Here is a 21,586-nt window from a genome sequence, read left to right as displayed (position 1 = left end):
GAACCGTATCCACACCGCCGCCGTTATAAGTGTCACTGTCACTTATAAAGGGCGCCACATCCATGGTCACGGTCGTTTCAGTATCTACCATATCCGAGTAGTGCCAGTTTTCAGCGCTGGGAGCATGATTGAGGTTATCAGACACAGAAATATCGATGTTACCTATTTTCATGTCAGGCTCACCGCCGACTAACCCCTCTAGGGTGTAAATTAACCGCGTATAGCCTTGCGTACCGGCTGAGACATACGTGATGGTGTTAGCCACCTCGTTTACATCGGTCACCTGTCCGTCACCCAGGAGGGTGATATCGCTAATCTCGCCAGAAAGCACATACCCTGACGGATAATCAGGTGACAACTCATCATCTAAATCAATCACTACGGTTTCATCTTGCTGCATGGCCACGGAAATAGGCTTCATGACTGGATCACCTGGCACCGAGACCACTACAACTACTTCACCCGTGGCAACCGCAGCGCTACTGTTTGTTGATTTAACGTCATATTGGTAATGACAAGCCGCACCACCGCCGAGTGTGGCGGTAAAGCCTGACCCTTCCGGTGCGCTGTGCTGACAAGAGCCCGTCCCTTGGTTTTTTATTTGTTTCACCCCCACCAACGTATAGTCGCCCTTGGCGCTAATAAAGGGGGATAAATCGATAAAGGTGGGCACATCACTGCTCACGGGCTGTAGCCCATTGGATACGTCCAGTATCACCTCGGGCGCTGATTGTACAGGCGTACCCGCATCATCAGACTCGCAGGCGGTTATCACCGAGGCGAGCATGACAGCGCTAAATATATGGGTGTATCGTGTATTTTTCATTTCATTCCTATTCATTACAATTTTGTCTTTTTTCGTTGGCACTTACTTAATGAGTGGGAGGGTATTCTTTTACAAAACATTAAACCCGCTACTCATCACTGTGCCCATTGAATTAACACCAAGTGGTCACCAGGGTAAATCCTCTCTGGGTCACGACCGAGCGTGCTGTCCTCGCCAAATGCCGGATTAAGCGCCAAAAATTGGGGCATCGTCATCCCACGCTCACGAAGCAGGAGGTGAATCCATTCTCCCTCCACCACTACATACTCCACCTCTTTATACTCCACCTCTTTCGTCGGTGGGAAGCTGGGCGGTGAGGTAAGCTCCAGAGGGGGCGGTGCAGTGGCAGACTCTTGCGCCTGCGCCGTTGTTACTGTCTCGGCGCTTTTCTGGGCGATAACTGTCGGCCTTGCTGCTTTGGTGCCACCAAATCTGTACTTTATCCCAAACCGAAAGGCGTCAACATCAACCCCATCAACGCCAGAGTTAAAGTGACGCTTATATCCCAGATTAAGTGACAAAGCCTCACTGACTTGAAAGTCTACACCGATAGCGGATACGCTCCGCCACTCCCCCCCGAACCACGCAGGACCCGCACCGAGGAAAAATGATGTTGTTGAAGAGTAGGGGTAATACCCCAACACCAATGCATCACCATAGAGGCTGCGCTCATCGCGGCCATCGCGACTGCCATACCCAGCCCCAAACTCTATACCAAAGTATGAGTTAAGTTTCGCACCGCCAAATAATTCTGCACCAATATCTATGTCGTTACTCACCGTCGATACCTCCTGGTACTCAAGTGTTGAAAAAAACGGGGCCGCCCCCAAATAAAACTCCTCTGCCATTAATGGCGTCGATAAAAGCGAGATAAGCGGCAGGCACAACCATGCAGACTTGAGTCGTGTGCCATGATATTTAAAGTTTTTCATTACCACTCCACCCTACCCAAAATCCGGCCTTTTGATGTATACCGCTCTGGCCGATAAAACATGACTACAGCCTCATTGTTATCTTTCACTTGTATATTCCCCTGCAAAAGAGAAGTATTTTCATATAAAGAAAAACCTTTGAGTTTCGCATTCGGTAAATTTGTTGCTACGTGGGCATCAACATCTCGCAGGTACAGATAAAAATATGTTTCAGAGTAGCTAAATAGCCACCCTTCAAATGTTAAAATTGGCTCACCACTGTGCGAGACTAACTCGCCGCTCATCCGGGCTTGGTGGCATTGAATGTTGACATGACTCTTTAATTGGTCGTTAACGCCATGAAATCGATAATCACACCCTGCGCCTCGCAGCAAACCGTACCCAAAAAAAAGCAGTGCGATAATGCCGCTTACCCTAATCATGATCCAAATATTCATATCCTACCTCCCCATGAGAATTTACCGAGAAGTAGACGGTACGAGCGGCTCGATAAGGGACTGCTTCAAGTAATTCGGCCGGCATCGTATCAAACCCACAATACGCCATCTCTTTCACTTTAGTGCAAACCAATGACTCCGTACTGTGCCACCATGTTGCGCCAATCAATACCATTGCGAATACCCCGAGCACGCAAACGATATTGAACGCAGTCGTCGCAATGTAAGTCACCAGGTCATAAGGGCTGACCTCCGCTGTCGCTACCCGCTCCACCTCATTAGCCTGGGGGAGCTTTATCTCGAAACAAAAATCGGACTGATACCCCTCCTTGGGAATGGTTATCAACTTACTTTTAGGGGAAAGTTGCTTCAAATAATTTCGAAGATTTCCTATTACAATATTGACCGATGTTTCCGAAACAATTGAATTCGGCCACCCGATCTCCAGTAGTTCCGCACGTGTAAAAATTCGGTTTGGATTGTCGTGAAAAACAAGAAGAATACGGCGATCAGCATCTGATATCTTAAGGGCTATATCTCCTCTTATTAATTTGTTATACTCAATAACAATGTGTTCCATCTCCCCCCCCCATGAGTAATGACGGCTCGTCATTATTTGTTAATTTCCAAAACATTTATTCCCAACCCTCCCCATCGCAATACCAACATCCGAAGTGATTTAAACTCTTCCATGGAGCATGAAAAATCACCCACCACGTATCGCTCATTCACGGCGTTACTGATGCACAATGATTCCACCTCGTGGATGGTGCGACAGGTGCTATTTATTGAATGGGGCTTTGCCGATGCAACCTTTGTATTCCTAATACTTACCTCTGTCTTTGTATTCATAATACTTACCTCTGTAATGATGACATTTCCATTTAACGTGTTGAGTGACGACACTTTTAGGGAAGGAACAATAAAATAACTCGGTACTATCTGTATTGTTCCCTCGCTATCAACAGCGTGCTTTCGGCACCGTCCAGTCCTTAACCGTAATTCCCGTCAGGAATTAAGCATGGCCTGATGGCGCTTGGCGTCAAGCAACTCCCCTGATGAATGAAAAGTTGAACCCGCGAGCCACTACTTCCGAGCATAGCGGTGATATATCTTTGTCGCACTCAGAGTTATCCCCATTGTCTTTGTCCTTTAGCATTCGCATTTTTGCGGTGCACGAGTTAAATATCGACCAAGTTGAGTGTAATAAAAGCACGGCGAGGAAGATGTTGCAGCGTAAAAAAAAAAATATATTTTTATTATTGTAGAGATCAACCTTTATTGGGCCACGGTTTTATACGTAAGCTAGATTCTTCTCTCTGACTCATTTTGTGTCAGGCCACCATTATATTGTTGTGGCCTGATCTGGCTGTAATATCCAACAATATTGTTAGTAATTGATGATTTAGCTTCACTTAAGTAAGTGTACGCCGTTGATGGTACCCATTCGGTTTTTATGCTTCTGAAGAAGCGCTCCATAGGGGAGTGTCCCAGTAATTACCTCGTAGACTTAAGCTCTGCTTTATTTGGTAGCGCCAAAGCAGTTGACGGTATTATCGACTCGTATAGTGGCAGCCTTGATCGCTATGAAACATGAGCCCTTTAGGTTTCCCTCTTGATTTAAATGCCATCGATAACGCCTTTCTTGTTAAGGTTTGTATCAGGCGATAACGACATTGCCCAACCAATCGCTTTTCGAGCCAAAAGGTCGATAACCACGGCTATATAGGCCCACCGAGTGCCAGTCCCAATATAGGTAACATCTCCACACCACACTTGGTTAGGCTCAGTTACTTGGAACTGACGAGCCTGGTAGCTTGGTCTTTCAATATGTCCTCGGCCTGCTTTTTTATATGCATGCTTTGGAAGTAGGCAACTTACTCATCCAAGTTGTTTCCTGAGCTTACTCGCACGGCAGCAGCCTAAAGTTGTACCTTAAGTTGTCACTATATCTGCAATACTTCTGGCGCCCGCAGAGCCGTTACTGGCTGAGTGAGCTTCCCGCACCAGACTTTGTAACTTCAGCTTCTCTGGTGAAAGAACCTTTGGACGACTGCGCCACTACTTGTAGCTACTGCGATGAAGCCCGAACACTTCACAAACTCGTTTTACTGTATGGCTCTGCTTGAGCTTCTCGACTAACGAGAGCTGTTCAGGAAGTCCGACATCAAGAGAGCTGTAGCCTTTTTTAGGATTGTATCGTGCTTCTCAAGACGATCGACTTTCTTCTTTAACTCGCGAATTTCAATCTGCTCTGGTGTCATAGGAGTGGGTTTAGGGGAGAAGCCCATATGTTCTTACTTCAGCTGTCGCCCCCACTTTTCCATGCCTGATTTGCTCACGCCCATGGCTTTCACTGCCTCAGTTGCAGAATGGTTTTGGTCAACGACCAGTTGTGCTGCCTCAAGTCAAAACTCTGGCCTACATTTAGATCTGTAGATTTTTGTCACCTGTTTAAATACAAAATTGATGAGATCACCTCTAATCAGGTGGCCAAGTTTAGTGTGCTATTACATATTGATTTGCGGCTTTGACGTCTGCCATCTTGAGTTGACGCTTCGTATAAAACCGCTAAGCAAAAAATAGCATCATAAGGCTCAGTGCCTATTTTGATATTTGTCCGCTCTCGATTTGCTCGCGTATTACCACGGCGACATGCCCCTCACTGTGTATGTCGAGGGGCGCAATTATATCTGCAACTATATACTTTTGGCGTAAGTCACTGATAAGGTTACTTTAAAGGTGTTAATTATTTATCAATATTTTTATTTAATAGCTTTGGTGGGGGCGGGGGGGGTTTAATGGCGGTGTTCAAAAGCAGCGTGGCCTAGATAGGGGGTTATCAACTCCTATATTTGTTCCAACCTTTATACGGCCACTTTGCTTTAAACACCATTTAATTTAACAAACATCACTTAGCTTCTCTTGCGCTGCTTAAAGAGCGTGTAGCAAGGTAACTAACATTTAAAATATTTAAGGAATTACTAATGAAAAAGACACTACTACTAACGACTCTTGCCACTATCCTTTTTGGCGCTGCAACCACTAATGCAATCGCTGCTGGCGACAGTGTTGGCAATTTCTCATGGGTAGGGACTGTCCCAATGGCGGATTCTGGTGACTGGACATTCCATAACTTGAACGGCGACAATGATTTTGCTAACTCGCCAATGGAGTTTGAAAAAGCGGTATCGGGTAATTCAGATTTATACGATGTTTTGGTCGCACAGCAGCACATATTTGACGTGGTTTCTTCAACTGATAATACCGTACACCCGGCTACAAGTTATAACTTAGTGCTTAACTCGCTCACTTACTCTGGTGAAGATGGCATTGCAACCGATGGTACTGGTCTGTTTGTCGTCTCGCTTGATAATGCTCCTATGACACTCAATGATGAAGTAGGGGGCCTATCTGGTGACGAGCATCAAATTAATATTAGCGGCACCGATATTCCTGCTCAGATGGGTGATCGTATGGAAGTGAACGCTCAGCTACTGATCAAAGACGTACTATAATTTAGCCATTATTCGAGGTTTCCCGTGAAAATATTGCCATTAGTATTATGTTTATCATTGTCGGCGCTAAGTAGCGCGGTGGCGGCGGGGGAACTCGAGGTGCCTGTATCTGTTAACGTTGATATTGATTACCCGTCAACGTTAGCGATACAAGCCCCTACGGAGGCATTAGCGGCGACATGGAGACAGGATCTGCTAACGTTTAAACCCCTCACGTTTGATTTTCAGGTAACCAGTACGGACAGTGACGAAGATCAATATCAGCTTGAGCTGATGAGCAATACGCACCGCTGTGTGGATGATGACGAAACCATTGTTGAGTTTGATGTTGCATTGACGTTAGACGGTACTGAAATTGTGACCGAAACACCGTTAGCTGGCTACACTTTTACTCATACCAACAATGATAACGGCTGGCAACAATTTAGAGGTCACTCGTTAACGTTAACTTTTCCCGCTATAGAGCAGTATGAAATGGAAGCGCGCACATGCTCTGGTGACATTGAGTTATTTGTTTTTCTCGATTATTAATTATACATTCAGGTTGTTATGAACCATTTTAAGCGCACTGTCGCCACTTGTACCTTATTAGCTTCTCCTCTCTGTTTAGCCGCAATTCATCCTGATGAATTTTCAGATTTTTTTATTGAAACCCCCAAAAAAATCAGTGTGTTCATTGCTGGGGATGTTGATACTCAATTTATCAATGCCTTAGCCAATTATGAAAGCGTTAGGCTTGAACAAGATGAGGCTTCTTTTGAGTCATTACGTTTTTTTTTACAAAATAGGCAGCTTTCCCCAACAACCGTTGAAAAAGTGCTCAATGACATACAGGCGGGCGTGTCAACCAATGAACAGTGCGAAGGCAAACTGACGCAATGCATCCTAACCCCATCAGGCGAAGAAGTATTATACGTCTTTGATTTTGATAATAGGCTATTGCGCTTGTTTGTTGCTCCTGGGTTGCTCTTAAACGATGCCAGTGAGCGAGATTTTCAGCCTGCGGTCAGTGAAAAAAATGCGGTGATCAATTGGACCGATCTTTATTTGTACACCGACTTTGATGGTGGTGAACAATTTACATGGAACAATGATACCACGATAGGCCTTCCTTATGGGCACATCAGCCTTGACACGCAATACGGCTCAGAGACGCAAGATTTTGATGCTTATGAAGCATTTTATGATTTAGAAGTGGGCGCAAATCGACTTGTTGCGGGTAAGAGTCGTTATAACCTTTCCTTTAACGCCACTGATTTTTTTAACCGCAGTGCGTCTTTGGGGTTCGACTCCGGCGTTTATGTTGGCTCAAGTTATAATTTGGTCAAAGGCGGCAGCGGCGAATTGCAGCGATTGTATTTTTATATGCCTCAAAATGGCCAAATCGAAGTGTACCGCGGTGATAAATTAGTGTTAACAAAAGTCGTTAATGAAGGTAAGCAGTATATCAGTTATAGCGAGCTGCCACGAGGAGCTTACGATATACGACTACAGGGAAAAGTCGGTGGAAAAGTGGTGCTCAATGAGACCAAACAGATCGTCAATAACAACCAATTTCAGCTGCCCGCTGGTAGCTTTGACTACCTTGCAGGGGTCGTGGAACTTGAAGATACGCAAGTGAATGAAAACGGTTATAGCGATTATAACCGAACGGTTGCACGCGGCAGCGTGGCTTACCGTGCTAATGATGCCATTTTACTCGGGGGCTCTGCCACAGGTAATACTGATGACCACTATCTTCAAGTTGGGGGAAGCTATTATTCTGAACGTTTTTCTCTAGAGGTGACTGCCGGAGAGTTCAGTTCTAACGATTCTTTCTTATCTGGTCGTTTTACGCTCGCTCCTTTCTATATCGATTACAGGCGCTTTAAAGAGGAAAGCTCAAATGACCGCTATCGCCTCGCTAACCATTTGTATGGGGTCAATGGTTATGAAGAATTAAGTTTAGGGCTCTCCGGAAAAATCTTCGGGGGACAAGGGTATGTGAGTTGGAATTACTATGGTAATGACACGACAGATTATTTTACTCCCGCCCCTGAAGTACCTACACTTTATGCTCGTGATTTAAAACAATCGACACACGCTTCTTGGTCAACGAATATGCTCAGTGGGACCTTGACCTTGTATGGTGATTCACAGCAAAAGTTCAATGATAAGCGGGAATTCACACTTGGTGCAACCTTCTCTATTCCGTTTGGTGAGCATGTCTCAGGGCAGTTTTCAATGGAGACCGACGAGCACGGCCTCAATAATAATTTGAATTACCTGACTTGGGAGGACAAATTTAATAATTGGTCTACCAATGTGACTGGAGGGAAAAATATCATGCGTGATGGTGATAATCGCCTCGATGTTTCGGGGACCGTGATGGGAAATAACGATTACATTAACAGTAATGGTTATGCTTACATCAGTGACCAAAATAATCAGTATTTCTCAGGAAATATCACAAACACGCAAGTCATTACTTCTGACGGCGTGGCGTTTACAAACGAACGCTCTCCTTCATTTGTAAACGTTAATGTCACGACGGATGCGGATGAAGAATTGCTCCCTCTTTTATCTGTTAGTCAACTGGCTAATGGCCGTTCAGTGTCTAGAAAACCATTAAAAGGTGAGGATACATTAATAAAAGTCAGGGAATACAACGATATACACCTAATGATTAATGATGGCGGTGAAAACGTTGAAGTGTTCAATGGCTCGCATATGTCATTTTCTCACCCCGGCTCAGTTTATGAACTGTCTGCTGATATCGTATCTTTGAAAAGCCAATTAGTCGTATTAGATCAAATTTTAACAGAGCCCGTGGAGCGAGTTCAGTGTGTGGGTAAAGGGTGCATCAGTGTTGAACCGATCACACCGGGGGTCTTTCGGGTCAATTATCGAGAAGATGAACCCTATCGACTGGTTTCTAATCGTGGTTTATGTGTTTATGAACCTTTCGGGCAAGTTAAATATGCACACGGTTACTGTTTACCCGGCATAGATTCGAACCTTGAAGAGGGGACGTGGCAATATCGAACGGCCAAAGCCAATGGACGTCAAAATGATGAGCTTATTTTTTACATCGGAACGTTCATTAAAGGCGGAGAAACGGACACTATTATCGATAATTTAACGAAAAATAATATTACCCATAAAGCGGTGAGTGTTGAAGACAATGTATATCTTTATGTCTTTGAAGAACATCTATTTACACCAGAACAACGACGACTCCTCGAAGAGCTTGACGCATATGTTATGCTCAAAGATAACGAAGTCGATTTGCTTACCTTACATGACCAATAGAGGAATCTAGTATGTTTAATTCGTTACGATGGTTTACAGTTTTTTTATTTATTTCAAACTCATGTCATGCTGTTACGGTTAGCTCCATGATCGAGATAGCTGATGAAAACGGCCAAGCAAAGTATACCGTGACTAATACCGGCGACAGCCGAGTCTATTTGACGGCAGAAATCTCCGAAATTCAAGTTCAAAATGGAGAAATTAACACCATAAAGTACACTCGGGATAACCTAGATATATGGAAGGCCTCGGTGAGACCTGCAAGAACGATTATTGATCCTAAATTTGAAAAAGACATTAAAGTCACATTTGATTGCAGCGACGTTGAATCTGGGTGTGAAAAAGGGGTTGAACGGGTGTTTTCGATTGCGATGGTGCCAACGCCTTATTTCGAAGATGAGCAACCCCTACATTCAGTGCAGGTTGCCATTGGCTTTGCACCATTACTGATCATACTGGGAACAGAGGAGCCGATTAACGTTGATTTAAATCGAACGAAAGAGACGTTGAATGTTTACAACCATAGCGCGGGCTACGTTAACGTGTCCATTGATGCCTGTGCTGAACTAATCGAGTCGACAAAAAACGTGTCAGAATGTAAAAGAAACGTCCGGGTGTTGGCGGGCCGAAACTTACCCTTTGTTTTACCAGAAACCTTTCAAAAAGAGGATTTAAAAGTGACGGTGAAGTCATTTAAAGGGGCGTTTGAACAAGTTTATAGGTTGAATTACTAATGATGAAAAAAAGATTCTCTACGTTGTTATTATTAGTGGTTTTATCCTCTACAGCCTACGGTGCAACCCTTAAGGCAACACTAGAGGGAAAGACGCTAGTTTGGGACAATGCGTTATCACATGCCGGGGCTAAAATGCCGAGCCAGTGGGATATTCCGTCAACATTAGTCCCTACCAATCGATGGTCGCCTGGAGGTTTTTCAGGCCTACCACCGACCGAAATATTACTCAGTAATGCCAGTGGTGAAAGTGTCACCGTCCCTGTTGAATTTCTCGGGTTTGATTATCATTCGGGGGGGGCAAGTGCAAATGAAGGCAGCGCATTCTCTGGGCCTACTTGTTCACAATATGATTCATTGGGCGATATTTATCGTGTTGAAGGAAGTAACTGTTACTACCCGAATAACCTAAACCTCACGGAAACGGTTAACCCTTTTGCATTTATACGTCCTGTGTTTAAGGTGGTTGAAAATGATGTGATCGCGCTTTTTGACGGCAAATCGTTAGGTGAATTTAGGGGGGGGGTCGTCCTTAATCATACATACGATTATGATTTCAACGGCGTATCAAGTCGATATTATGGTCGGCAAACGTTTACGCTAGCGATTGAGCATGTTCCTGCGACGTTGCTGTCTGTTACGCTTAGCGGGACGGAAGCTATGGCAACAACCTATACAGGGCAAATGGTCTCTGGCACAACAACCTTTAATATGAGTGCCTTAGGCTATTTCACCCAAGGCTTGGCATTATCATTAAAAGAGAGTGATGACTATACTCTGAGAGGGGACGATAATACTGGGGAAATTCCTTACAGTGTTGATTGCTCTGGGTGCGTAGCTCTGAATTTAGTGAACGAGGGCGTAGTGAGCATTAATGATAATGCCACGACAATTACAGGCACTGGCAATAGCATAGCGTTCGATATTACCGTGTCCTTTGCTGACGTTGCTTTTTTAGATTTAGATGAAGGCACATACAGGGACACTTTTGTATTGGTTTTTGAACCTATCATGTAATTGCAAGCGACATTCACAATAGAGAGACAGTTACTTAAAAAGGTAGTTAGTTTTTATGAATGATGAACCATTACCAGCCAGTTTTCCTGAATGTGTTTTTACCAGTAAAGCACTATATTACTAGGTGGTTCAATCTGGTCTTAACGGCAATATTTTAGAGAACATATTTGCAGAGGTGCCAAAGCTTAATGAGGTTCTCTTGAAGTCGTTAGGTATAACGTCATCTGAATTGGCTCTTCTTATAACCAAGAAACTAAATCCACATCAGTCTGAGCAAGTGCTAGATATTGTAAGCATACAACTAGAGGTCATTTCTACTTTCGATACCCTAGATAATGCCAATGAGTGGTTATTTGCAAATCTTCAAGCTCTAGATGGTTTCGCACCTATCTCATTTCTAGACACCTTTGTGGGGCGTTCAATAGTACGTGACGTATTAGTGAAGATAAAGTTCGGTGAATTTAGCTAGTCTTATCTTCAGAAGGCTGAACACAAGTCGAATTTTCAAATGAGTTAGGCATGAATAGGGTCTCATTTGTTGTGATGATATATGCAGAGTCTTGACTTAAGCTCTCGATAAGTCGACCAAGGTCATCTATTTTGGTGACCTGATTTTTTTTATCTCTACAATAGACTAAAAGGAGATATTTATGGACTGAGATTTGGAGTGCTAAATCAGTATCTTGATGAATTAGTGATATATAGGAATTACCCTCTCCCATTTCTGAACGCAACAACTGATATTCGAAAGGTACTGAATATCCAGGTATTGATATTTGTTTATAGTTTTGCTGTAAAAGCCACTCACAAGCCTTCCTATTTGTGGCTTGCTTAACTGTAATGATGAATGAAAGTAATTTGGTATATTTTTCATTTTCAAGTTTCGTTAAAAAGGGGAGTTGTAAGTTGATACTACTTGCTCTCTATATCCGCCCTTAATCTCTAAAGAACAAAGGATGGCTTATTGTTCATAGTGACTGGAGAACCTAGTTGCTGATTGCCCTGAAGCTCTAAAAATGAGGTAGGTGGTCCAGTATTCTGTTTTGGCATGCTAGATTCCTCTAAGGGGAGAATTGTTGCTTGTTGCCATGAATTAGTTTTAATGAAGCTCTTTTTTATAATTACTGGAGATTCGGGAAGTTCAATAGCAACTCGGTGAGCAAAACTTGTAAGTTTTGGTTCTGCAAAGGTGTATAGCCAAGTGTAAACCTTCCTGTTTTAGTTCCACTTAAAAATAGAGTTTTCTTCCTGCTTCTTGCTCGCCAAATATTCCCACGGAGTGAGATCTCCAAGTGAGTCATGTGGCCGCTCTTCGTTATACTCATTCATCCAGTTATCAGTAATTTCACGTACCTCCCTCAGGCTTTTAAACAGGTACATATCCAGAACTTCTGTTCGGTATGTGCGGTTAAATCGCTCGATATACGAATTCTGTGTCGGCTTTCCCGGTTTTATGTGCTCCAGTTGAATTCGGTTGAGCTCCGCCCAATCAGCCAAAGCCAGTGAGATAAACTCCGGACCATTATCCATCCGCAGCTTTTGTGGCATACCACGCCAGGCTATAACTCGCTCCAGCACTCTGATAACGCGTTGGGCCGGGAGGCTTAAGTCTACTTCGATGGCTAATATTTCCCGGTTAAAATCATCAATGACATTAAACGTTCGGAAGCGATGACCGCAGTGTAAACTGTCACACATAAAGTCCATCGACCAACACTGATTCATCGCCTCTGGGACCGCTAACGGTGCGGGATTACGATTCGGCAGGCGTTTCTTGCCCTTGCGACGAAGGTTCAATTTAAGCTCGCAGTACACACGATAAACACGTTTATGGTTCCATGACTTTCCCTTGCGTCTAAGCACTTTAAATAGCTTGCCAAACCCGTATGCAGGGGGGGTCTCAGCATACTCCTGAAGTGCGGCAATAACGGGGTTATCCCGACACTTATCAGGCTGATAACGGTATACCGATGGACTGATGCCAACTACGCGACAGGCTAGACGTATACTGGTTTGGTGCACACTGCGCACATATTCAACCAGTTTGCGCCTGACCGCTGGCTTCAGAGCTTTTTTTCGACGAGATCTTTGAGGATCTTATGTTCCAAACTGATGTCTGCAAACATCTGCTTTAAGCGTCGATTTTTATCTTCCAGTTCGCGTAAGCGCTTAATGTCTGAGGCCTCCATACCACCGAACTTACTCTTCCAGTTGTAATAGGTTGCATCTGAAATACCATATTCGCGGCAGACTTCCTTGATAAGGCGACCACCTTCTACTTCTTTCAGGATCTTAATTATCTGAGTTTCGGTATAGCGTGATTTCTTCATTGCTGTTCTCCTTGAGATATCAGTGTACCGGGAGAACTCTATTTATGCATGAGACTATTTTAGGGGAGGGTTACAAATGGGCACCTAACCTGACATTGCGTGACATACGGAACACGGTAAGCCTGTATCGCTCCCTTTGGGAAAGTTATCTGTGAAGATAGCCGATAGTGGTGCAGGTAAAGGAGGCTGGAGAAAGCCAAGGCTGCATTGTAATGATGCAGATACAGACTTGTGTCTGGCACGAAAGTGAGCCCACTTCCAGCTGGTTTCCCGTTGCAAGAAAATTGGGAGAACTTTATTAATGGAGAAACGCAAATGATGACTTCAAATGAAGTTAGTGCCTCTCCTTACGGCGCTCAATGGCAATCCATCAACTGGAAACCTATTGAGGAGCAAGTTTTGAAGCTTCAAATGTGCATTGCAAGACCTGCCTTAGTGGCAGGTGGGTAGCATAGTACGCCTTAGTGGAGGCTTGAGCCCAGTGCAGTGAAAGTTGCACGCTGGGTTCTTAGGAGGGCGGCACTTGGCAACAAGTGCCGCCTATCCGACCAAGGTGAGCTAACATTACAGTGTAGCTTAGATTCGGACTGAACTTTTGACTTCCAACAATGCCGCGAGAAAAGTGACTCGCTGTTTATCTATAAGCCAATTGTTATATTGATAAGTTATGCTATAACAATTGTGCGGGTCAGGTTTATCCCAGTGTTTATAGTGGTTCATTCACTCACTCACTCTAATTGTTATATTTTTGCTCTACATATTGGTGGCGATCAGGATGATCTTTCCCCAGCCGGGTGGTGTCGTTGGATTGGCGGCGGGTGAAGAACCCTTTATCGTGCCTATGGCCATTCCGTTAATGGCAGGGCCTTCGGTACTGGCCGCACTGATCCTGCTTGCGCACACTGACAGCACTCGGATGATGGACTGGACCATAGCATTACTGGCGGCGTGGGGCGCGAGTGCCGTCATTCTGCTCTTCTATAAAGTATTCACTAAGGTACTCGGAGAGAAGGGGCTTACCGCGGTCGAACGCCTGATGGGTATGGTGCTGGTGATGATTTCTGTGCAGATGTTCCTCGACGGCATTGCAGATTATATGTCTCACATCGGACAGGCCGTCCAGTAAGCAGGGCAACGAGCTATATTGTAGGAGCGGCTTTAGCCGCGAATGATTCAAGAAATTGATAGCTATAAGCCGTAAGAAAGAGCAAAGCCTCAGTTGATTTCCTGCACTGAGGTTTTTTTGTTGCTTGCCATTCTTTTTCTTTATTATCATCTGCTCGCACCTCGCACCTCGCACCTCGCACCTCGCACCTCGCACCTCGCACCTCGCTCCGCTCCGCTCTGTCTTGAACTTATAACTTACGACTGAAAACTTACCGCTTCTTTTTCCTCCCTTGCATCAAGAGCGGCTTCTCGACATAATCTGAATATTGTATTCAATTTTACGTTTGGTCAGCTCATGCTCTCTTGTCTCCTGCTCTGTATTTCAAGCCTCACGGCACAGACTTCTGTCGATTATCATGATCTGCTCCCCTATCGGGGGGCCCCGACCTCTATGGAGGAGCGGGACACTAAGGGAAATTTGGTTATCCCCGCCACCTACGTGGATCAGGGAGCGTGGCATGGTTTTCATCTACCCGAAAAAACCGAGCACTATGGCGGCTTTACCGGTCCCTTGTTTATCGCTCAGGAGTACAGTCTGTATCTGAGTGACAGTTTGCAGAGGCTGTCGCTCAAGAACATGGATAGCGGCAACACATTAGATTTTGCTCAGGCGACACAGAGCCAGATATATAGTCGCCCCGATGCGCTAGTTCAGCAGTTTCAATGGCCCGAACTCTCATTAGAGATGAGCCTGAGCTACAGCGACAATCGCACATCGGTGATCCGTACCCGGCTTATTAATAACACCATCAGCCCGCAGCGGTGGCAGCTAACCTGGTCCGGCGTCCCGTTCAGCTCTCACCCGAAAATTCCTGACCATAGCGTCATTAAGCGGTTGGACAGTTGGGACTTTGGAGTGAGATGGCACCTTAACCCCGTCATGGAAACCTGGCAGATGCAGTTAGCCGATGCCGAATATGAGATCTGGTTTGATACTAAGATGCGGATAGAGACGTCGGAGGATGATGGCTACCAGGCTTCTACGTCAGCCATACTTCTCGCTGGTAGTGAGCATAAGGAGTTTTTGAGTGCCCAGCGCTACTTTCATACTCAAGCCGAGCGTATCTCCCATCAGGTACCAAAGTGGGGTGAGGTAGGCAGGGCACTGGATACGAACCGAGGGCGCTGGCAGCAGAGAATCGATCGAGCCATCTCCGGCGGTGAACCGGCATACCGCAAGATGGCCGTGAAGAGCATGCTGACACTGATGCATAACTGGCGTAGTCCGGCCGGTGCACTGCTGCACGATGCGGTGACACCATCGGTCACCTATAAATGGTTCAATGGTGTCTGGGCGTGGGATAGCTGGAAACAAGCGGTGGCCCTGTCCCATTTCGATAGCGAACTGGCCAAGTCTAATGTATTGGCCATGTTTGACTACCAATTTACCGCTGAGGATAAAGTTCGACCTCAGGATGCCGGTAGCCTGCCCGATGCCATTTTCTACAATAAAGACCCCGCCCGGGGCGGGGAAGGTGGCAACTGGAATGAGCGCAACGGTAAACCGCCGCTGGCAACCTGGGCCGTGTGGGAGATCTACCTGCAGAGTGACGACCTTGAGTTTGTTAAGCTCATGTACCCGAAGCTGGTGGCCTACCATCAGTGGTGGTACCGCAATCGTGATCACAATGGCAATGGACTCGCCGAGTATGGGGCTAACCTGCATCCGGCGCACCTCAAGGATGGTAAACCGCTACGTGGCGCGATAATAGAGGCGGCCGCATGGGAGTCTGGCATGGATAATGCCCCCAGATTCGATGATGATGCCAGTGTGCAGGTGTTGGAAAACCATGACCTGAATGGCAAGCTCATCGGCTATTCTCTGTCTCAGGAGTCGGTCGATCTCAATGCCTATCTGTTTGCTGAGAAAGCGCTATTGGCCGAAATGGCTAAGCTGCTGGGGCTGGATGGAGAATCGAGCCGCTGGATGAGTGAAGCTGCCAGCCTCAAGGAGCTTATTCAGACCCGGATGTTCGATGAACCCAGCGGTTTCTTCTATGATTTGAGATTCGATGATTCCGGATCCCATCGAATGGTCGATGCCGGAAAGGGAGTCGAGGGCTGGATCCCCCTATGGGCCGGCGCAGCCTCAGCCTCGCAGGCAAAGCAGATGGTCGATAAACACCTGACTGAGCAGACATTCGCGACAAAAATCCCATTCCCTACGGTCAGTGCCGATAGTCCTGATTTCGCTGCGACTCAGTACTGGCGTGGTCCGGTTTGGCTGGATCAGGCCCTGTTTGGGTTAATGGGGCTTAAAAGGTATGGCTATGATAAGCAAGCCACCCGTCTTGCAACACGCCTGGTTGAGCAAGGTGAGGGGGTTCTTCAACAGGCGCCTATCAGGGAAAATTATGATCCACTTACCGGCAAGGGGCTGCACTGCACCAACTTCAGCTGGTCGGCATCAGTGCTGCTCTTGATATATGATTCATGGCTGAGTCAGCCGTGAAGCTAACATTGTCATTTTTGTATTCCTGAGTTGGCCGCCCACCATACGGCAAAGGAGATAAAACTATAAATTTATGCTCCTTAAAGTGCAAAGTAAGGTAAAGAGTAGATAAATATCGATAATACACTGTAAAACATGCCTCCGTGCTGTTATGGTTTTGTGAGTTAATGTTATACCAATCAGTATAAGAAAGTGATCTACTCAGAGTTTTTTTTGGCAAACTAATTCAAGGCGAATAGTTGATGCAATGGTGATCCCTTGTGAAGCTATTCAACGAGGAAGTAGGCAGCCAAAAACACTCCTGAAAGGCGAGTTTTAGCGCTTCTGATGCTGCGTTGACGAGCTTAAACGTAGAACCACTATGCTCTTCACTCGCTGCCTTGCCTCAGGAGCGCTAAACTCTCGCTGAGCGATCACATCTTTATACTGATTGGTATTGGTGTGTTATGAAACTCCTGCTCTCTTTGCGTGCACCTATCACCTCAGTCGCCCTGTTGTCATGTACGCTTACGGCATGTTCAACGGGGCCTGGCGAAGTAAATTCGGCGACTAACGACACGCTATCGGAACCCCCTGTAAATACCCTGAAACAGATATCCCCCTGTGGCGCCGTGCCGCCCATTAAAGATAGGTCTAAACTTAAACAGAGTTTGCAGGAAAGGGGGCTGATAAAAGAAGATATGAGCCTTGATGAGGCCGACAGAGTCGTTGCCGAATATATTAATAAAAGACAACAAGCCTTCGAGCATTGCCCGAAGAAGAGAAAGTGAAAATAGGTGTTCAGATGAATAGAAAAAATGGTGTTAATCTGCTTTCTACGCTTGGGTTGTCCCTGCTCCTTACCATGAGTGGTTTTATCTCTCTTTCTGTAGCGGCTCAAGGCGGGAACTCGGTGACTGACAAACCTAAACCCGGGACATTGGCCGATGCCGGTGTGATCAATAAGGAACAGATCCTGTATTGGTTAATTAAACGAGGTGAGTTGTCGGTTGAAGCGAGTGAGGCTGAAAAGCGCGCCGCAGTTGCTGCCTTTACTCAGCGTGCCAGTGGCTTTCAGAGTAAAGGGGGGCTGGTTGAAGCGCAATTTGAAAAGTTAAGACTGAAATCGAATGCCAACCTTAAGGCTGAAAAAACTCAGCTGCAGAGAAGTGTTGTAGCCTTTGCCGATGCCGATATCACCAAGACGGTTAAGGTGTTGGGAGTATTAATCGATTTCCCCGACCTTCCCCATGATGATAATCGACTCACTGCCAGTGACACCCCTATGTTCTATCCCAGTTACCCGACCGCTCATTATCGGGATCTGATGTTCTCGACTACGGGTTTTACCGGTCCTCAGGGACAAAACTTAACGACCGGGTATCAATATTATCAGGCGGTATCGGGTAATAGCTTCTTTTTTACCGGGGACGTCAAAGGTTGGGTAACGGCGGATAATAACGCTTCATTTTATGGTGGCAACGATGTTGGCAACAGTGGCGATGATAAGGCTGTACCGGATCTCGTCAAAGAAGCGGTAACTAAAGTTGTCGCGAGCATGTCGGCCTCAGAGTTGGCCACTTACGATGTTGAAGATCCCTTCGATATCGACGGTGATGGTAATTTTGATGAAGCCGATGGTGATATCGACCATGTGATGCTGTTTCACTCCAGTGTCGGTGAGGAAGCGGGTGGGGGCGTGCTCGGTGCCGATGCTATCTGGTCTCATCGGTTCTTCGTCTACACAGGTGGTAACCCGGGTTACACCATTCCGGGAACAGGCAAGAAGGTATTTGGTTACACTGTGCAGCCCATAGACGCCGCGGCGGGTGTCGTGGTTCATGAATTTGGCCATGATCTGGGCTTGCCCGATGAGTATGACACCACTAACACTGGTGACGGTTCTCCTGTGGGCTCCTGGTCGGTGATGTCGGGTGGTAGTTGGACTGGCTTGCCTGCAGGAACACAGCCTACAGGCTTTAGTCCCTATGCACGCTCTTATCTGCAGGAGAGGTACAAGGGAAGGTGGATAACTGAGCAAGAGATATTGTTCGACAATATCCCCAATACTGGCTTGGATGTTCAGCTGGCCGAAGCGGTGAATCATGCTCAGACAAATCAGCTTTCGATTCCTTTGCCCGTTGCCAGCATTCCGTTTAAGCAGCCCTATGGGGGCGGTTATCAGTACTATTCAGGTCAGGGGCACCTTATTAATAATGCAGCCTCATTCGAGCTAGACCTTCCAAGTACAACACCTCTTACCCTGAAGATGAAGGCACATTGGAATATAGAACCGGATTATGATTATGCTCAGGTGATGGTCGATGGTGTCGCTATTGCCGGTGATCACACTAAGGCGAGCAACACCATCAACGGGGCCAGAAATATCATCACAGGCAGCTCTGCCGATATTGCGGGTGCCGAGGGGATCGATAATTGGGTTGACCTCGAGTATGACCTCAGTGCCTATGCCGGACGAGCTAATACCCAAATCAGTATCATCTATCGTACCGATGAGGCCGTTGGAGATTACGGATTGGCTGTCGATAACCTGGTTATCATGGCGGAAGCCTCTCTGGTTTACAGTGATGATGCGGAAACTCCGGCGACTATGAATTTAGCCGGTTTTTCAAGAATCGATAGCGAGCGTCCCGGTGATGCCCGTCGTTATATCATTCAGCTACGCAGTCATAACGGGGTGGATGTGGGTCTATCCAGCCACTCATATGAGCCCGGAGTCTTGCTCTGGTTAGAAAACTTCAGCTATTCAGATAATAACTCGAGTGAACATGCGGGCGTAGGTTTAATCGGGGTTGTCGATGCCGATCAGAATCTGATTGGAAACAGCAGTACCGATATTCAGATCCGCGATGCCACATTCAGCATGTTCAACCAGTCGAACTATTTTGGTGACGAGCACCTGACATCTGTGTCTCTGTTTGATGACAATTTGGATTACAGTGCCCCGATTAAACCTCAGGCCGGCATTATCTTGCCTGAGCTGGGTTTGACAATGGAGGTCGTAGCGCAGAGTAGCGACTCGAGTACAGCTACCGTACGCTTGAAATATGCCGAAGGTGTGACCCAGGATCCTGAGGCGCTTAGTGCAACCATTACCGCTCAGCAAGCGGCGGGAACGGTAAGCTTCAGCGCAGCGGTGAGTGGAGGAGAGGGAAGCTACAGTTATGCATGGGAGTTTGGCGTCACTGGTGCAAGCAGCACCCTGGCAAATCCGACTTATACCTACAGTGAATCAAATGACTATACGGTTTCCCTGATGGTTACCGATAGCGCAGGCGCAACCGCCAGCGACTCGCTGTTAATCAGTGTTCAGGTACCCCCGAGAGCGAGCTTTAGCTATGAGGTTGATAACCTGAGTATCACACTGAGTAATGCTTCGAATGCGGGTGTAGGAGAACTCAGCTACCAGTGGAGTTTCGGTGATGGCCAAACGAGTACTTCTATATCGCCCAGTCATACTTACACCAATGGTGGTAGCTATACGGTTTCGCTGACGGCGACCGATGAAGCTGGCAATTCGAGCACCTTCTCGACTTCTATCATTGTGACGGCACCTGTGGTTCCGCCAGTGACCCCATCGACAGATTCTGGATCCGGTGGAGGAAGTCTGGGCTGGTTTAGCTTGGGGCTACTGGCGATGTTAGGTTTAAGAAGACGATACGTTTAGGGTCAGTACGTTTAGGGTCAAGTACGTATAGGGTCAGAGTTAGCCGGATAAACAGAAAATGCCCTCGGGGGCGTTTTTATGTCTGTTCGGCTCTGGTGTTGTCAATCAGGTAACAGCTAGTGCTCTTAGAGTCTTTCGATAGCCTGACGGGCTGCAGGAAGAAAGGTTTCACCGACGATAAGCTGCTCACCTTGATATGAGAAATAGCGTCGACGCCCCCATAGCTCCTGAGTGAGAGACTGATGGAGAGATTCGGTCAGCTCTGCCAGCTTCTGGCAAGGGGTGAAGTGCGCGACCTCAATCTTACCCGGTGTAAACTCGTTGTTGGTATAAAGTAGTTCACCCAATGGACGGGTCCCCAGGTTTAGCAGCTCCTCTTTTTTCTTATCCAGTAAGCTACCGGGGATTAAGGTTCGGGCGAAAACCCAGGGGGTTCCATCCAGGCAGAGCAGGACTTCGCGGACCCAAACCTTATTCTGATTTGGAAATTCGTTATCGAATGGGACAATTGTTCCCTCACCGAGTACCTTAACTTCAAATTCATCACAGTAAGAGCGTAATTTTTGGGTTAAACTTTCAGGTGAAAGTAACCAATCGGTTAAAGGTGATTTGGGAAGATCGATGATTTTTTCTGGTGAAAACCACTGAATTGATTCACCATAGGGGAAGCTTAACCTAGTCACACTCATTTAATTCTCGGTACAATACTGGCTGGCAAACTGGTGCAGTCTAGCACGCTGGAAAATGATAGCCAGAAAGATCAGCAGGCATTTGTTACACAAGAGTAGGAGTCATTCTTGAAAATTCAAAAATTAGCATCGCTACTGCTTATTTTAGTCGCGACAATTTTCAGCTTTGGTGCTTATGCCGAAGATGGAGATATTGTAGATAACTATGCCTATTATGGCTTCGAACCCGATCTCATCACTAACTATATCTCCACCGGTAAGAAGTTGGGATTTGTACGTATCGGTATCGAGCTGATGGTGAAAGATCCAGAAGACTTGGTCGACCTCGAGCATCATGATCCTCTGTTGCGTGCCGCTATCCTGGAGATCATGGGGAGCCAGACCGCCGATAAGGTTAAGTCACTGACCGGACGAGAAGAGATAAGACGTGAATGTTATGACACAGTCAATCGCCTTATCGAGCAGGAAACCGGTAAAGCCATTATCGTTAATCTGCTCTTCACTAAGTACCTGTACGACTAGTATTT

At 46.2% G+C, this 21,586-nt stretch carries 17 protein-coding genes and 2 pseudogenes; 12 read left to right on the top strand and 7 right to left on the bottom strand.

Features of this window, described 5'->3' with window-relative positions; translation table 11 throughout:
* From EKG39_RS20170 to EKG39_RS20150, 5 genes and pseudogenes are all read right to left on the bottom strand, one after another.
* Window positions 1–826: hypothetical protein (locus EKG39_RS20170; protein WP_148103064.1), on the bottom strand; the 826-nt coding region annotated here is incomplete at its 3' end.
* 95 nt (window positions 827–921) lie between these two features.
* Complete coding sequence (locus EKG39_RS20165) at window positions 922–1,758, bottom strand: porin family protein (RefSeq protein WP_126507799.1); 837 nt, start codon at window positions 1,756–1,758, stop codon at window positions 922–924.
* Window positions 1,758–2,195, bottom strand: a complete 438-nt coding sequence (locus EKG39_RS20160) for a hypothetical protein (protein WP_126507798.1) — start codon at window positions 2,193–2,195, stop codon at window positions 1,758–1,760. Before EKG39_RS20160 ends, EKG39_RS20165 begins: the two co-directional genes overlap by 1 nt.
* Window positions 2,173–2,775 (bottom strand): winged helix-turn-helix domain-containing protein, encoded by a 603-nt coding sequence (locus EKG39_RS20155; protein ID WP_185817667.1) that lies wholly within the window; start codon window positions 2,773–2,775, stop codon window positions 2,173–2,175. The genes EKG39_RS20160 and EKG39_RS20155 overlap by 23 nt, the downstream gene beginning before the upstream one ends.
* Window positions 2,776–3,500: 725 nt before the next feature.
* Window positions 3,501–4,588, bottom strand: a pseudogene (locus EKG39_RS20150) (IS3 family transposase).
* 594 nt (window positions 4,589–5,182) lie between these two features.
* On the opposite strand from EKG39_RS20150, the gene EKG39_RS20145 reads away from it, so the two are divergent.
* From EKG39_RS20145 to EKG39_RS23905, 6 genes are all read left to right on the top strand, one after another.
* Complete coding sequence (locus EKG39_RS20145; RefSeq protein ID WP_126507796.1) at window positions 5,183–5,713, top strand: hypothetical protein; 531 nt, start codon at window positions 5,183–5,185, stop codon at window positions 5,711–5,713.
* A 33-nt stretch (window positions 5,714–5,746) separates the two neighbouring features.
* Entirely contained in the window at window positions 5,747–6,244 is a 498-nt protein-coding gene (locus tag EKG39_RS20140; RefSeq protein WP_148103063.1) for a hypothetical protein, read from the top strand.
* Window positions 6,245–6,262: 18 nt separating this feature from the next.
* Window positions 6,263–9,004 (top strand): TcfC E-set like domain-containing protein, encoded by a 2,742-nt coding sequence (locus EKG39_RS20135; protein WP_126507794.1) that lies wholly within the window; start codon window positions 6,263–6,265, stop codon window positions 9,002–9,004.
* A gap of 11 nt (window positions 9,005–9,015) precedes the next feature.
* Window positions 9,016–9,738: a hypothetical protein gene (locus EKG39_RS20130; RefSeq protein ID WP_126507793.1), complete on the top strand. Its 723-nt coding sequence runs from the start codon at window positions 9,016–9,018 to the stop codon at window positions 9,736–9,738.
* Window positions 9,738–10,754, top strand: coding sequence for a hypothetical protein (locus tag EKG39_RS20125; RefSeq protein ID WP_126507792.1), 1,017 nt, complete (start codon window positions 9,738–9,740; stop codon window positions 10,752–10,754). Before EKG39_RS20130 ends, EKG39_RS20125 begins: the two co-directional genes overlap by 1 nt.
* 124 nt (window positions 10,755–10,878) lie before the next feature.
* Window positions 10,879–11,223, top strand: coding sequence for an antitoxin Xre/MbcA/ParS toxin-binding domain-containing protein (locus EKG39_RS23905; RefSeq protein WP_126507791.1), 345 nt, complete (start codon window positions 10,879–10,881; stop codon window positions 11,221–11,223).
* A gap of 749 nt (window positions 11,224–11,972) precedes the next feature.
* On the opposite strand, the gene EKG39_RS20115 is transcribed toward EKG39_RS23905, so the two are convergent.
* Window positions 11,973–13,084 (bottom strand): IS3 family transposase gene (locus EKG39_RS20115; RefSeq protein WP_126507790.1). Its coding sequence is split into 2 segments (ribosomal slippage): window positions 11,973–12,823 and window positions 12,823–13,084, totalling 1,113 coding nucleotides; the frame shifts between segments, so codons are not numbered across the junction.
* 315 nt (window positions 13,085–13,399) lie between these two features.
* On the opposite strand from EKG39_RS20115, the gene EKG39_RS23785 reads away from it, so the two are divergent.
* The 5 genes and pseudogenes from EKG39_RS23785 (at window position 13,400) to EKG39_RS20085 (ending at window position 20,370) form a co-directional block, all read left to right on the top strand.
* Window positions 13,400–13,534, top strand: coding sequence for a hypothetical protein (locus tag EKG39_RS23785; RefSeq protein ID WP_281276278.1), 135 nt, complete (start codon window positions 13,400–13,402; stop codon window positions 13,532–13,534).
* A 310-nt stretch (window positions 13,535–13,844) separates the two neighbouring features.
* Window positions 13,845–14,210, top strand: a pseudogene (locus EKG39_RS20105) (MarC family protein); the annotation flags it as partial.
* 336 nt (window positions 14,211–14,546) lie between these two features.
* Complete coding sequence (locus EKG39_RS20100) at window positions 14,547–16,703, top strand: MGH1-like glycoside hydrolase domain-containing protein (protein WP_126507789.1); 2,157 nt, start codon at window positions 14,547–14,549, stop codon at window positions 16,701–16,703.
* 446 nt (window positions 16,704–17,149) lie between these two features.
* Complete coding sequence (locus tag EKG39_RS20090; RefSeq protein WP_126507788.1) at window positions 17,150–17,473, top strand: hypothetical protein; 324 nt, start codon at window positions 17,150–17,152, stop codon at window positions 17,471–17,473.
* A gap of 14 nt (window positions 17,474–17,487) precedes the next feature.
* Entirely contained in the window at window positions 17,488–20,370 is a 2,883-nt protein-coding gene (locus EKG39_RS20085; protein WP_126507787.1) for an immune inhibitor A domain-containing protein, read from the top strand.
* Between the two features lie 125 nt (window positions 20,371–20,495).
* Here EKG39_RS20085 and EKG39_RS20080 read toward each other — a convergent pair whose 3' ends face one another.
* Complete coding sequence (locus EKG39_RS20080) at window positions 20,496–21,059, bottom strand: chorismate--pyruvate lyase family protein (protein ID WP_126507786.1); 564 nt, start codon at window positions 21,057–21,059, stop codon at window positions 20,496–20,498.
* Between the two features lie 114 nt (window positions 21,060–21,173).
* Between EKG39_RS20080 and EKG39_RS20075 the strand changes: the two genes are divergently transcribed.
* Window positions 21,174–21,581, top strand: coding sequence for a flagellar basal body-associated protein FliL (locus tag EKG39_RS20075; RefSeq protein WP_126507807.1), 408 nt, complete (start codon window positions 21,174–21,176; stop codon window positions 21,579–21,581).
* Window positions 21,582–21,586: the final 5 nt, after the last annotated feature.

This window comes from Shewanella atlantica, from assembly GCF_003966265.1.
GTDB lineage: Bacteria > Pseudomonadota > Gammaproteobacteria > Enterobacterales > Shewanellaceae > Shewanella > Shewanella atlantica.
This window is presented reverse-complemented; position numbering and strand designations above follow the sequence as displayed.

What these genes read in the sequence shown, in the direction of transcription:
- EKG39_RS20135 (WP_126507794.1), top strand. Translation starts at nt 6,263, where the DNA reads ATGAACCATTTTAAGCGCACTGTCGCCACTTGTACCTTATTAGCTTCT.
- EKG39_RS20085 (WP_126507787.1), top strand. Translation starts at nt 17,488, where the DNA reads ATGAATAGAAAAAATGGTGTTAATCTGCTTTCTACGCTTGGGTTGTCC.
- EKG39_RS20160 (WP_126507798.1), bottom strand. Translation starts at nt 2,195, where the DNA reads ATGAATATTTGGATCATGATTAGGGTAAGCGGCATTATCGCACTGCTT.
- EKG39_RS20125 (WP_126507792.1), top strand. Translation starts at nt 9,738, where the DNA reads ATGATGAAAAAAAGATTCTCTACGTTGTTATTATTAGTGGTTTTATCC.
- EKG39_RS20145 (WP_126507796.1), top strand. Translation starts at nt 5,183, where the DNA reads ATGAAAAAGACACTACTACTAACGACTCTTGCCACTATCCTTTTTGGC.
- EKG39_RS20155 (WP_185817667.1), bottom strand. Translation starts at nt 2,775, where the DNA reads ATGGAACACATTGTTATTGAGTATAACAAATTAATAAGAGGAGATATA.
- EKG39_RS23785 (WP_281276278.1), top strand. Translation starts at nt 13,400, where the DNA reads ATGATGACTTCAAATGAAGTTAGTGCCTCTCCTTACGGCGCTCAATGG.
- EKG39_RS20165 (WP_126507799.1), bottom strand. Translation starts at nt 1,758, where the DNA reads ATGAAAAACTTTAAATATCATGGCACACGACTCAAGTCTGCATGGTTG.
- EKG39_RS20090 (WP_126507788.1), top strand. Translation starts at nt 17,150, where the DNA reads ATGAAACTCCTGCTCTCTTTGCGTGCACCTATCACCTCAGTCGCCCTG.
- EKG39_RS20130 (WP_126507793.1), top strand. Translation starts at nt 9,016, where the DNA reads ATGTTTAATTCGTTACGATGGTTTACAGTTTTTTTATTTATTTCAAAC.
- EKG39_RS20100 (WP_126507789.1), top strand. Translation starts at nt 14,547, where the DNA reads ATGCTCTCTTGTCTCCTGCTCTGTATTTCAAGCCTCACGGCACAGACT.
- EKG39_RS20080 (WP_126507786.1), bottom strand. Translation starts at nt 21,059, where the DNA reads ATGAGTGTGACTAGGTTAAGCTTCCCCTATGGTGAATCAATTCAGTGG.